The 11998-nt window shown below is 70.6% G+C and carries 11 protein-coding genes; 1 reads left to right on the plus strand and 10 read right to left on the minus strand.

Going from position 1 to position 11998, the window contains the following annotated elements:
- Positions 1-3: 3 nt before the first annotated feature.
- From ACWCSD_RS06250 to ACWCSD_RS06290, 9 genes are all read right to left on the minus strand, one after another.
- Positions 4-1236, minus strand: a complete 1233-nt coding sequence (locus ACWCSD_RS06250) for an enolase C-terminal domain-like protein (RefSeq protein WP_397155400.1) — start codon at positions 1234-1236, stop codon at positions 4-6.
- Positions 1233-4199: a glycoside hydrolase family 38 N-terminal domain-containing protein gene (locus tag ACWCSD_RS06255; RefSeq protein WP_449913344.1), complete on the minus strand. Its 2967-nt coding sequence runs from the start codon at positions 4197-4199 to the stop codon at positions 1233-1235. The genes ACWCSD_RS06250 and ACWCSD_RS06255 overlap by 4 nt, the downstream gene beginning before the upstream one ends.
- Complete coding sequence (locus ACWCSD_RS06260; protein WP_397155396.1) at positions 4200-5009, minus strand: carbohydrate ABC transporter permease; 810 nt, start codon at positions 5007-5009, stop codon at positions 4200-4202.
- Complete coding sequence (locus tag ACWCSD_RS06265) at positions 5006-5851, minus strand: carbohydrate ABC transporter permease (protein WP_357975433.1); 846 nt, start codon at positions 5849-5851, stop codon at positions 5006-5008. The genes ACWCSD_RS06260 and ACWCSD_RS06265 overlap by 4 nt, the downstream gene beginning before the upstream one ends.
- Positions 5851-7101, minus strand: coding sequence for an ABC transporter substrate-binding protein (locus ACWCSD_RS06270; RefSeq protein WP_397155392.1), 1251 nt, complete (start codon positions 7099-7101; stop codon positions 5851-5853). Before ACWCSD_RS06270 ends, ACWCSD_RS06265 begins: the two co-directional genes overlap by 1 nt.
- Before the next feature lie 34 nt (positions 7102-7135).
- Positions 7136-7831 carry a FadR/GntR family transcriptional regulator gene (locus ACWCSD_RS06275; protein WP_352318565.1) on the minus strand — a complete coding sequence of 232 codons (696 nt, stop codon included), beginning with the start codon at positions 7829-7831 and terminating at the stop codon, positions 7136-7138.
- A gap of 60 nt (positions 7832-7891) precedes the next feature.
- Positions 7892-8443 (minus strand): DUF305 domain-containing protein, encoded by a 552-nt coding sequence (locus tag ACWCSD_RS06280; RefSeq protein ID WP_449913346.1) that lies wholly within the window; start codon positions 8441-8443, stop codon positions 7892-7894.
- Positions 8444-8624: 181 nt separating this feature from the next.
- Positions 8625-9731: a serine hydrolase domain-containing protein gene (locus tag ACWCSD_RS06285; protein ID WP_397155387.1), complete on the minus strand. Its 1107-nt coding sequence runs from the start codon at positions 9729-9731 to the stop codon at positions 8625-8627.
- Positions 9732-9859: 128 nt separating this feature from the next.
- A complete protein-coding gene (locus tag ACWCSD_RS06290) occupies positions 9860-10708 on the minus strand; it encodes a helix-turn-helix transcriptional regulator (RefSeq protein ID WP_449913348.1) in 849 nt (282 codons plus the stop codon).
- A gap of 103 nt (positions 10709-10811) precedes the next feature.
- On the opposite strand from ACWCSD_RS06290, the gene ACWCSD_RS06295 reads away from it, so the two are divergent.
- A complete protein-coding gene (locus ACWCSD_RS06295) occupies positions 10812-11585 on the plus strand; it encodes an alpha/beta fold hydrolase (protein WP_449913350.1) in 774 nt (257 codons plus the stop codon).
- A gap of 107 nt (positions 11586-11692) precedes the next feature.
- Here ACWCSD_RS06295 and ACWCSD_RS06300 read toward each other — a convergent pair.
- Positions 11693-11998 (minus strand): ricin-type beta-trefoil lectin domain protein (locus tag ACWCSD_RS06300; protein ID WP_449913352.1); only part of this gene is annotated, 306 nt, incomplete at its 5' end.

An 11998-nucleotide genomic window follows, 5' to 3' on the forward strand; every position in this document is an offset into this window, starting at 1 on the left:
CAATTATGGGGCAACGTCCACCGAGATCGCGGGGTCGGCGAAGCGCTCGTTCGGGACGGTGGCGTACCAGCCGGGACGCCCCGGGTCGCGGTCGTAGGGATAGCCGCCGGTCTCCCGGTAGAACTCGGCGTAGCGGGCCACGCGATCGGGGTCGAGACGCACCCCGAGCCCCGGCCCGGAGGGCACGGCGATGGCGCCGTCCGCGTACGGCAGCCTGCCGCCCTCGATCACGTCGTCGCGCAGCTGGTGGTAGTGGGCGTCGGCGGCGTAGGTGAGGTTCGGCAGCACCGCGCCGAGGTGCAGCATGGTCGCGAGCTGGATGCCGAGCTCGCCCGAGGAGTGCACGGCCACCCCGACCTGGAACGTGTCGCACACCCCCGCCGCCTTCACGCACGGCCGGACCCCGCCCCAGAACGTCGTGTCCAGCAGCACCACGTCGGCGGACCTGCGCAGCACGTTGGAGGCGAGCTGCTCGAAGTTGACGACCACCGTGTTGGTGGCGAGGGGCACCCTGACCTGCTCCCGGACGGCCCTGAGCCCCTCCATCCCCCAGACGGGGTCCTCCAGGTAGTCGTTGTTCAGCCCCTCGATGGCCCGGCCGAACCGCAGCCCCTCGGCCACCGACAGGACGGCGTTGGGGTCGTACCTGAGCCGGTCGTCCGGGAACGCCTCGGCCAGGGCCCGGTAGCACTCCAGCTCGTAGTCCGGCGGGAAGACGCCGCCCTTGAGCTTGTGCACGGTGAACCCGTGCGCCTGCTTGAGCCGGGCGGCGTGCTCGACGAGCTGGCCGGGGGTGCGGATCTCCGGATGGCCGTCGGCGGCGTACCGGAAGAACAGGTAGGAGGCGAACGGGACCGTGTCCCGCAGCCGCCCGCCCAGCAGGTCGTGGACGGGCACGCCCAGGTGCTGCCCGACGAGGTCGAGGCAGGCGAACTCGACGGCGGCCAGGAGCTGGGTGCGGTTGTTGTAGAGCGAGGCGGTCGGATTGGCGATCTTGAAGCGCAGCGCCTCCAGCTCGAACGGGTTGTGCCCCTTCAGGTACGGGACAAGCGCCCGGAAGGCCGACTCCGCGCTCTCCCCACCGCCGCCCATCTCCCCCAGGCCGACCAGCCCGTTGTCGGCCTCGACCTCGACGATCGTGCGCACGAACCGGCCCCAGTGGGCGCCGTTGCTGTGCCGCAGCGGCGCCTCCAGCGGGACGGCGACCGTCGTGGCCCGGATGTCAACGATCTTCACGCGCGCTTCCCTCCGACGACGGCGACCCCGCAGGCGGGCAGCCGGACCTCGACCGGATCCCGTCCAGGGACCGTGACCGTCGCCGTCACCGGCTCGGCGGCCAGCGACTGCAACCGGACCACCTGCTCGCCGTCCACCCGGCCGATCGAGGTGATCAGCACGTCGGGGTGGTCCACCGAGGCGTAGGTCTCGGTCGCCCCGGGACCGCCGGTGATCAGCGCGCCGACGAACGGCTCGGTCAGCCCCGAGGCCGCCGCCGCCCCCAGCCTGCTGCCCTTGACGCCGGCCGCCGAGGTGACGGCGTACCGGAAGGTGGTCTCGCCCTGCTGCTGGGCCGGGAAGTTGGTGTCCCAGATGTTGTTGAGCGCCCAGGAGTAGACCGTGCCGTCCTCCTGGTCGAGCGTGGGCGGGAACGGCGCGTACGGCATGTGGATGGTGCCGAGCTGCACCAGCGGCGCTTCCAGGGTGGCCCAGGCGACGGTCAGCTCGGGGTCCTCGAAGGCGATCCAGTGCCTGATCGGCAACATGTACTCGGCCGAGCCGGGCACGCGCGGCACGCCGGGGCCGCCGACCCCGCCGGTCAGCTCCCAGGCCGTGGCCGGGCCGGTCGCGAACGGGAACGCCAGGAACACCGCCTCCTTGGCCGGGGTGCCCTGCTTGGCGAGCTGGTAGGTCAGGTCGAGCCTGGGGACGCCCCGGTGCAGCTCGATCGTGGTGCGCAGCCAGTCGACGCCCTTGCCGTGGAGCTCGACGACCAGCTTCTCGCCGACCGCCGTGCGCAGGGCCCTGACGATCGTCGCGTTGCGGGCGACGGCCCGGTCGCCGAGGAGCGTCCTGTCGTGCGCCCCGACGTGGCCCGACAGGTGGTTGAAGTGCGGGGCGGTGGCGTAGCGGTCGTAGACGTACTGGCCGAAGCCGGCGGCTGCGTCGCCGTTGACCAGCTCGCGGCCGGCGGACTTGTCGAAGATCGAGTTGATGTGGCCCTCGCGGACGTCGTAGGCGACCCGGTAGAACTCGTTCTCGATCACGCCGTCCAGATCCGGCTCGACCGGCTCGGGGGCCTGGCCCGGCCCGCGGACGACGTCCAGCCGCGCGTAGCCGAAGCCGGGGACGTCCGGCACGACCGCGTGCACGTGCCGGCCGATCGGGCGGGTCGGCCAGTCGTCGGGGTCGACGTACTCCTCGTGGTGCGGCACGGTCTCGCCGGTCCGGGCGTCGACCAGCGCGATCGGCACGTCCACGGCCACCACGTCGCGCGGCAGGAACGCGCGCACCACGTCGGTGCGCGCCCTGGTGCCGGGGTTGAACACGGCGAAGGCGGCCAGAGCGCCTTCCGCGTCCGACAGGGCGGTGTCTTTCCCGTCCGGGGAGGAGAGGGCGGCGGCGAAGCGGCGGGTGGCGGCGTGCAGCAGGTCGGAGGCGTCGTCCTGGGCCTGGTAGGCGCCCGACGACTTGCGGGTCCACTGCAGGCCGCCGGAGTCGCCCGCCTCCTCGGCGTCCTCCCACGGGTTGGCCGCGCCCCAGGTGTGCTCGTTGAACAGGGCGACCTTGTCGTAGGCCGCGTCGATCTCGTCCGTGGCGTCCGTGCCGGCGATCGTGTGCAGGGTCTCGGCGACGCGCAGGGCCGACTGGGCGCGGCGCACGTAGCCGAGCGGGCGGGCGCCCGAGCCGAGCCCGTCGGCCCACCAGTCGGTCCAGTCGCCCTCGTGCACGGCCAGGCGGTCGTGGTAGCGCTCCTCGACGTGCTCGAAGAAGTCGCTGTTGACCGCCGAGCGCAGGCGCGGCCATGCCCACGTCTCGTTCCACCGGCGGGCGATGGAGGCGGGCACGATCGACGGCCCGGCGTTGTCGGCGTGCGCGCCCTGCACCCGCAGGTGCAGCACGTCCAGCTCGTACGGCTCGCGCGGCGCGTCCGGCCCCTGCCACCCGAACGTCCCCGGCCCGTACGGGTAGCCCCGCGTGGCCAGCGCCGACAGGTAGCGCGGCAGCAGGTCGTCGGCCAGCTCGTAGGAGTCGGTCAGCCCGACCGTGTTGCCCTCCATGTACGCCATCCCGTGCGGCGTGTCGGTGAACCACACGAGCAGCTCGTTCCCGCTCGGCGCCCGCCACCGGAACGGCCTGGTCAGCTTGTCGCCGCCGTGCAGGTACGGCACCGACCGCCCGGCCCAGTTGTGCGCGGCGGCCAGGTAACGCACGCCTGAGGCGTTGAGCGCGTCCACCAGGCCGACGACCGCGCCCGGCACGTCGGTGTGCATGGCGGACCTGGTGGCGAAGCCGTACCGGTCCTGGAGCTGGGCGGTGAAGCGGAGCTGGCGGTAGAGCTCCTCGGTCGAGCACGCCTCGGTGTGCAGCTGGAACGGCAGCGCGGTCACCTCGATCACGCCCGCCCTGGCCAGCGCGGCGAACGACTCGACCTGCCCGGCCGGCCGGGCGTCGAGCCATTTGAGCGCGGGCATCGACGACTCGACCGTCCAGCGGAACTTGGCGTCGTCCGGCCAGGAGGCGGTCTCCTCGGCCAGCCGCACGGCCGCGTCGAGGTAGTCGAGGTGGTGGCGGAGCACCGTGCCCTGGGGGTCGGTGTAGCCGATGTCCAGGTGCGAGTGGTGCACGACGAACACGCTCCACTTGCGCTGCGGGGTGACCGTGACCTGCGCGCTGCCGACCACGCCGGCGTCGTCGCGGCACTCCAGGGTGAGCGTGCGCGGCGCGTCCACCTCGGGCACCAGCAGCGTCACGTCCGTGCCGGAGGCGCTGTCGACGCCCACCAGCACGTGGGTCAGGGGTTGCGTGCTCGACACCCTGACCGCCTGGCGGCCGTCGTGCGTGAACAGCGGCAGCACCGCGACCCGCACCTCCAGCCCGCGCGCGCTGATCACCGGGGTCGAGGTGTCGTTGCGCAGCGCCTGCCTGATCCCGTCGTAGTCGGGGCTACCCAGGCTCCGCTGCAGCAACCGGCTCGTCATCTAAACACTCCCTAGGGACAGGCCCCGTGCGAAGAGGCGCTGGGTGGCCAGGAACAGCACGACCGTCGGCAGCGAGACCACCAGGCCCGCCGCCAGGCCGACGGGGACCGGGGTGCCGGCGTAGACGTCGGTCATCAGCCCGGCCAGGGCGGTCATGACCGGCCGTACGCTCTCGGTCTGGGTCAGCGTCAGGCCGAAGATGAGGTCGTTCCAGATGAAGGTGAACTCCAGGATGAACACCGCCGTCAGCGCGCTGAGCGAGATCGGCAGGTAGATGCGCCAGAAGATGCGCCACGTGGACGCGCCGTCCATGCGGGCCGCCTCGAAGATCGAGAACGCGACCCCCGTGTAGAAGTTGCGCAGCACGAACGCGGCCAGCGGCACGTTGATGGCGGTGTAGATCAGGATCATGCCGAGCCTGCTGTCGTACAGGCCGGCGTCGCTGTAGCCGACGAACAGCGGCACGAGCAGCATCTGCGACGGGAACACGGTGCCGCCGAAGATCAGCAGGAACCACCAGAACCCGTGGCGCAGCCGCAGCACCACGATCGTGTAGCCGGCCAGCGCCCCGATCACCACGCCGAGCAGCGGCGAGACGACCGCGTAGAGCGCGGTGCTGGCCAGGCTGCCGGTCAGGTCGGCGCTGTCCAGGGCGCGGCCGAAGTTGTCCAGCAGCGCGAAGTCGCCGGACGGCGCCCACGCGCTGCCCGGGTCGTACGAGGCCGCCGGCCTGGAGGCGTTGACGACGAGCAGGTAGGTCGGGCCGAGCCAGATCAGCCCGAGCACGATGAGCACGATGCGCCGGATCATCGCACCTGCCTCCTCAGGTAGAGGTAGGAGGCCAGCCCGGTGACCACGGTGAGCAGCACCGCGACCGCCGAGCCGTAGCCGTAGTCACTGGCCACGAACGTGTCGCGGTACATGGTCACCGCCAGCGTCTCGGAGTTGCGTCCCGGGCCGCCCTGTGTCAGCACCCACACGATGTCGAACGTCTTCAGGCTCGCCACCAGGGCCAGCCCGACCACGACCGCGGTCAGCGGGCGCATCAGCGGCCAGATCACGTGCCGGAACAGCCGCCAGCCGGAGGCGCCGTCCAGGCGGGCGGCCTCGATGGGCTCCTTGGGGATGGACTGCAGGCCCACGACGAACAGCAGCGTGTTCACGCCGAGCTGCTGCCAGGTCCACACCAGCAGCATGGCCAGCGTGTTGTCCGGCGCGACCTGGAGGAACGCGGTGTCCACGCCGAGCAGCCGGTTGGCGATGCCGTCGTGGGACAACACCGGGCTCCACACCATGGCCAGGCCCGCGCCGCTCAGCGCGTACGGCAACATGAACGGCACCCGGTACCAGGCGCCGCCCTTGATGTCGTAGGACAGCACCGCGACCAGCAGGCCGAGCCCGACCGGCAGCACCATCGTGCCGGCCACCCAGATGAGCGTATTGCGGGTCGAGGTGAGCAGCGCGGGGTCGTCCAGCAGCTTGACGAAGTTGTGCACGCCGACCCACGCCGGGGGCTCCAGGCCGTCGTAGCGGGTGAGGCTCAGGTAGGCCGTCCACAGGAACGGCGCGTAGAGCAGCCCCGCGACCAGCACGGCCGCGGGCGCCACGTAACCGTGCCTGAACCGGCCCAGCATCGGGGTCCGGGCGCTCATCACTGATGCGTGGCCCAGTACTCGTCGGCGGCCTTCTGGATGCTGTCCAGCACTTCCTTGTACGTGCCGGGCTCGGTGACGAACTTGCCGAAGCCGTCGAGAGCGGCGGTCAGCACCGGCGGCGGCGTGGCCTCGAAGTAGCGGTTGACCAGGCGGTACTTGCCGCCGCCCGCGTCCTTGGTGACCGCGCCGAGCGCTTCGTCGGCGATCTCGACCTTCGGGTTGGCGCTCACGTCGCCCCTGGTGGTGGCCCACTTCTTCTGGGCGTCGGCGGTGGTCCACCACTTGAGGTACTTCATGCTGGAGTCGGGGTCGGCGCCCTTGGCGAGCGAGCACAGCGGCCCGCTCTCGAAGATCATCGAGGTCTTCGGCAGCGCGGGGTTCACGTTGGGGATGACGAAGAATCCGTAGTCGGTGCCGGACTTCAGGTCGCGCTGGGTCATGCTGGTGCTGAACCAGGTGCCGAAGGAGACCATCGCCGCCTTGCCGGTCTTCATGACGTCCCCGGGGTCGGTCTTGTCACCCGGGTTCATGAAATATCCGGCGTCGATGAGCGACTTCCACTTCTCCATCACCTGCACCACACCCGGGTCGGTGTACTTGGCCTGGCCCGTGGACAGCCGGTCGTACAGGTCGGGGTCGGAGCCGGCCAGGAGCTGCTCGAACCAGACGAAGGAGAACAGCACGCTGGTGTGATAGAAGGCCTTGACGCCGTTCTTCTTCAGGGTCTCGGCGGCCTGGACCAGCTCGTCCCACGTCTGCGGGGGCTTCAGGCCGTACTTGTCGAAGATCTTCTTGTTGTAGAACATGCCCCAATAGGCGACGTTCATCGGCACGCAGTACTGCTTGCCGCCGATGGTGTAGTACGGGGCGAGGTCCTGCGACAGGTCACCCGCCTTGATCGCCTCCTGCCAGACGGCCGTCGTGTCGGCCACCTGCTTCTGCTTGACGATCTCCGCCAGCATCCCCCCGGTCTGCCAGGTGAACAGGTCGGGCTTCACGTCCGTGCGGAACGACGCCTTGATGAAGGCCTGGTACTGGGCGGAGTCGGTGTATCCCGTCGGCTTCATGCCCAGGCCGATCTGCTGCTTGGACAGCGCGCCCATCTCGTCGAAGTATTTCGTCCAGGCGCCCTTGTCGTTGTAGAGCGTCAGTTCGGTCTTCTTCTTCGGCGCCTCGGCGCTGTTGCCGCCGCAGGCGGTCAGGACCAGCGCCGCCACGCCGAGCGTGGCCACACGTGACCGGAACATGGCCGGCCTCCTTGCTCTTTCGGGGGGACTTGCTCTATCTGGGTGGCAACCTCTGTTCGACGACGGTCCGGACGTCGACCAGATGGGCCCGCATGCGCGCCTGCGCCTCGGCGGCGTCACGCGCTTCGATGGCCTCCAGGATGGCCAGGTGCTCCTCGTAGTCGCGGCGCCGGTCGTCGAAGATCTGCAGGATCTCCCGCTGCTCCGGCCCGTGGACGGTGAGCAGCGAGTCGACGACCTCGTGCAGCACGCTGTTGCCCGCCATCCGCGCGGTCGCCCGGTGGAAGGACATGTTGGCCTCGTGCAGCTCGGCGTCCTCGCCGCGCAGGTGCCGGCCGGCCTGGTCGAGCACCCGCTTGAGCGCGGCCAGCTCCGCGCCCTCGGCGTGCTCGGCGGCCATGGCGGCCAGCGGCGGCTCGATCACGATCCGCGCGCCGAGCAGTTCGAGGAGCTGGGCGGCGTGCATCTCGCGCATGTTGGGGTTGGGCAGCACGAGCCGCTCGATGTCGGCGCCGACGTAGATGCCCGAGCCGTGCCGCAGCTCGATGGCTCCGGTGGCCTCCAGCCTGCGCAGCGCTTCGCGCAGCGTCGGGGTGGTGACGGCGAAACGCTGGGAGAGCTCCCTGGTGGAGGGCAGCCTGTCGCCCGGCCGGTGCCCTCCACTACGGATGAGCTCCAGCATGCGCTCGGTCAGAGCGTCGGAAAGCGTCGGCCGCGCAACCTCGGACATATCAAGTGATCTAATCACTTAATCCGACGCACGTCTACGCCGACCGGGGATCTTCCCCGATCAGCGCTTGAGCAGGTCCTTCATCAGGTCGATCTGCGCCTTGCGGGACGCCTGCACCTGCCCCGCCCACTCCTTGACCTCCGGGTCCGCGCCGGAGGCGACCTCGGCGTCCGCCATCTTGATGGCGTCGCCCTGGTGCGCGATCAGCAGGGTCATCAGGTCGTGCTCGAAGGACTTCGACTTCTTCAGCGCCCTGATCTGCTTGCGGTCGGTCTCCGGCATGCCGCCGTGATGGTCATGGGCGCCGGAGGCGGCGGTGAGCGGCTGCTCCCAGGCGTACAGCCAGCGCAGCATCATCTCGACCTCGTCCTGCTGCGTGCTGGCCACGGCGGCCACCAGGATCCGGAGCTGGTCATTGGTGGCCCGTTGACTGCCGAGCTTGGCGATCTCGATGCCCTGACGGTGGTGCTGCACCATCATCTGCACGAACATCACGTCCTGGGCGTTCACCGGAGGAGCCTGGGCCCCGGCCGCGCCGCAGGCGGTGGCCAGCAGGAGGCACAGAGCCGCCAGGACGAGCTTCAGGGCGCCGGATCGGGGGGTAGCGGCCACTCTGCGCGCCTTCCATTTAAAAAGGAAACCTTCCTAAGAGTTAGACGATTTCCCCCTGGCGCGCAAGGGCCCCTGTCAAGGCGGCGAACCGCCGGCGCGGCGGCCCGGCACGGGGCCGCTCGCCGTCCGGCCCGACCGGCGCGGCGGACCGGCGCCGGGCCGCTCGCCGTCCGCCCGGCCCCTAGGAGGCCGCCTGGCCGAAGACCTCCTTGACCAGCCGCTGCACGACCTCCTGGAACGCCGCCGCCTGGGACATCGCGGCGTCGTCCACGTAGGTCACCGAGGCGGTCAGGGTCCTGCGGCCGTCGGGCGTGCTGTACATCAGCGCCGCCGAGCCCGAGATGCCGCCGTTGTGCGTGATGAGGGTGCCGGTGTCGGGGTCCGCGTCCTGCACGAACACCCCCAGGCCGTAGCCGACCTTGGGATGCGCGGCGCGCATCTCGTCCAGCAGCGAGGACGGCAGGAGCCGGCCGCCCATCAGCCCGGAGATGAACGTGTGCAGGTCGCGGGTGGTCGAGATCATGTCGCCGCCGGTGGAGATCCAGGAGGGGTTCTGACGGGTGACGTCGACCGTCCTTTCCTGGCCGTCCTCCTCGTAGCGGTAGTAGGCGTGGGCGTGCGGCCCGGCGATCTCCGTGTCGGTGTCCGGCACGACGGTGTCCGGCAGCCCGAGCGGGTCCAGGACGCGCAGCCGCATCTCCTCGGCCAGCGGGCGGCCGGTGACCTTCTCGATCAGCAGCCTGGCCAGGACGTAGTTGGTGTTGGAGTAGCTCCAGTCCGCCCCCGGCTCGAAGCGGGCGGGCTTGGACAGCGCGAGCCGTACCAGCTCCTGCGGCTGGTAGGTCTTGAAGCGGTTCTCCACCCACTCCTTGCCCGACCAGACGATCCCCGGCACGACGGTGCCGTCCTCGTAGTACTCGCCGGTGAAGTTGAACACGCCGCTGGTGTGCTGGAGCAACATCCGTACGGTGATCCGCCGGTCCAGCCCGAACTCGGGCAGGTGGTCGTCCACGACATCGTCCAGGCCGAGCACGCCGTCGGCCACCAGGCTCAGGACCAGGGCCGCGGTGAAGGTCTTGGTGACGCTGCCGACCCGGAACCGACCGTCCGCCGGCGGCTCGGCGAGGCCGCCCAGCTCGCGCACCCCGGCGGTGCCGACCCACTCGCCCCGCTCGTCGTTCACCCGCATCTGCACGCCGACGAAACCGGCGTCCACGATCTCCTGGAGGATCTTCTGCAGCTCCGGGCGCTCGGCCATGTTGTCCACGGAAACGCTGTCGTTCGTCATGATTCGTACGCCTTTCAGAGCCTTCGGGCCGATTCCCCGAACCGGTGATGGTTCAACCATCCCCGGCCGCGCTGACACGGGACCGTCGCCGTCCTGACGCGCCCGCTGACGCGGCGTCTCCCGTACGGCTACCGGTGGCTCCGGTGCACGGTCTCCGGCCCCACCACCCGCAGCAGCTCCAGCGCCTCGAACGTCTTCGACCCGGGCGGCGGCGTGAAGATCAGCAGCCGCTGGTCCTCGGCCGGGGCCAGCAGCACCTCGTAGTCGAACTCCATCGCGCCGATGGCCGGATGCCGGACCCGCATGCGGCTGCCCCGGCGTACCGCGACCTCGTGCCGTTCCCACAACGAGACGAACTCCGGGCTGGCCCGATGCAGGCGCTCGACCAGGGCGCGGGCCGGCTCGTCGTTGCCCCGGCGGACCACCGCCGCGCGCAGGTCGGCCACGTGCACGCGGGAGCGCTCGGCGTGCTCCTCCTCCGGGTAGGCCTCGCGCCTGAACGGGTCGGTGAACCAGCGCCACACGATGTTGCGATCGGGCTCCTCGACCGTGCAGCCGCACCCGAACAGGGACTCGGCCATGGCGTTCTGCGCCAGCACGTCACCCAGGTCGCTGAGCACCTGCGCGGGCGTGCCGACGAGGCGGTCGAGCAGGTAGAGCAGGCTCGGCTTGACGTGCTCGCCCGCGCGCGGGCCGGCCGGCGGCCGGTGCCCGGCCAGCAGGTAGAGGTGGTCGCGTTCGTCGCTGGTCAGCCGCAGCGCCCGCGCCAGCGCGCCCAGCAGCTGGGTGGACGGCTGCGGGCTGCGCGCCTGCTCCAACCGCATCAGGTAGTCCGCCGACATGCCCGCGAGCTGCGCCACCTCCTCCCTCCTCAGCCCCGGAGTACGGCGACGCGGCCCCGACGGCAGCCCCACCTCGCCGGGCAGCAGCCGCTCCCGCGAGCGGCGTAGGAAGTCAGCAAGCTCCGCACGATCCATGAGCCCATCCTGCAATACCGCGAAATATCGCAGTCCAGGACTGTCTGTCCTAGGGAATCCGGTCCGCTCCTCATCCGCGACGCCGGCTGGCACGGTGGCGCCCATGACCCGACACCTGACCGTCTCCGGGACCCGCGTCGCCTACCGCACCGTCGGCGACGGCCCCGGCCTGGTGCTCCTGCACGGCACCGGCCCGGGCTCGTCGACCTGGGACGGCGTCGCCGAGCGCTTCGCCGACCGCAACACCGTGATCCTGCCCGACCTCGGCGGCAGCGACCTCGTCGAGGACGACGGCGCCCCCCTGACCGTCGAGGGCCTGACCGAGCAGCTCGCGGCCGTCATCGAGGACTCCGGCAAGGCCCCCGTGGACCTGCTCGGGTTCTCCTTGGGCGCGGTGGTCGCCCTGTCCCTCGCCGCCACCCGCCCCGAACTCGTCCGCCGCCTGATCCCGGTCTCCGGCTGGGCCCACACCGAGGACGCCTACCTGCGCACCGCCCTGCAGACCTGGCTCGGCCTGGCCGGCACCCCGGACGCCTTCGCCCGTTTCTCCATGCTGACCGCCTTCAGCCGCCGCTACCTCAACTCCCTCGGCCCCGAGGACCTGGAGAGCCGGGCGACGTACTTCCGGCCGCACCCCAACCGCCTGCGCCAGATCGACCTCGGCCGCCGCGTCGACCTCCGCCACCTGCTGCCCGGCATCACGGCCCCCACGCTGGTCGTCGGCGCCGCCCGCGACGGCCTGATCCCGGTGGAGAACTCCCGCGAGCTCCACGCCGCCATCCCCGGCAGCTCCTACCTCGAACTCGACGCCGGCCACGTCTCCAGCGTCGAACGCCCCGACGACTTCGTCACCCTCGTCCGGGACTTCACCACCTGACCTCTGCCCCCGTCACCAGTCCGGCGTCCGGCGTCCTGCGTCCGGCACAAGGACGGCGGGGGCCGGTCCGCTCACCGCGGACCAGCCCCCGCCACCGACCCGCCGGCTCAGACCAGAGTGTCCTTGATCTTGATCTGACCCCCGTCGATCACGAACCTCTGGTTGTTGTTGCCGCTCTGACACTCCCACTGGTAGATCCGGACCCCGTTACCGCGGTCGTTGGTGACGTCCACACACATCGGCCGCGACGTCCCCAGAGTGTCCTTGATCTTGATCTGACCCGCGTCGATCACGAACTTCTGATTGTTGTTGTCGGCCTGACACTCCCACTGGTAGATCCGGACCCCGTTACCGCGGTCGTTGGTGACGTCCACACACATCGGCCGCGACGTCCCCAGAGTGTCCTTGATCTT

The organism is Nonomuraea sp. NPDC001684, from assembly GCF_053596515.1.

Excerpts from the sequence above, each read along its gene's own strand:
- ACWCSD_RS06295 (WP_449913350.1), top strand. The coding sequence starts at position 10,812 with ATGACCCGACACCTGACCGTCTCCGGGACCCGCGTCGCCTACCGCACC.
- ACWCSD_RS06260 (WP_397155396.1), bottom strand. The coding sequence starts at position 5,009 with ATGATCCGGCGCATCGTGCTCATCGTGCTCGGGCTGATCTGGCTCGGC.
- ACWCSD_RS06265 (WP_357975433.1), bottom strand. The coding sequence starts at position 5,851 with ATGAGCGCCCGGACCCCGATGCTGGGCCGGTTCAGGCACGGTTACGTG.
- ACWCSD_RS06285 (WP_397155387.1), bottom strand. The coding sequence starts at position 9,731 with ATGACGAACGACAGCGTTTCCGTGGACAACATGGCCGAGCGCCCGGAG.
- ACWCSD_RS06270 (WP_397155392.1), bottom strand. The coding sequence starts at position 7,101 with ATGTTCCGGTCACGTGTGGCCACGCTCGGCGTGGCGGCGCTGGTCCTG.
- ACWCSD_RS06275 (WP_352318565.1), bottom strand. The coding sequence starts at position 7,831 with ATGTCCGAGGTTGCGCGGCCGACGCTTTCCGACGCTCTGACCGAGCGC.
- ACWCSD_RS06290 (WP_449913348.1), bottom strand. The coding sequence starts at position 10,708 with ATGGATCGTGCGGAGCTTGCTGACTTCCTACGCCGCTCGCGGGAGCGG.
- ACWCSD_RS06255 (WP_449913344.1), bottom strand. The coding sequence starts at position 4,199 with ATGACGAGCCGGTTGCTGCAGCGGAGCCTGGGTAGCCCCGACTACGAC.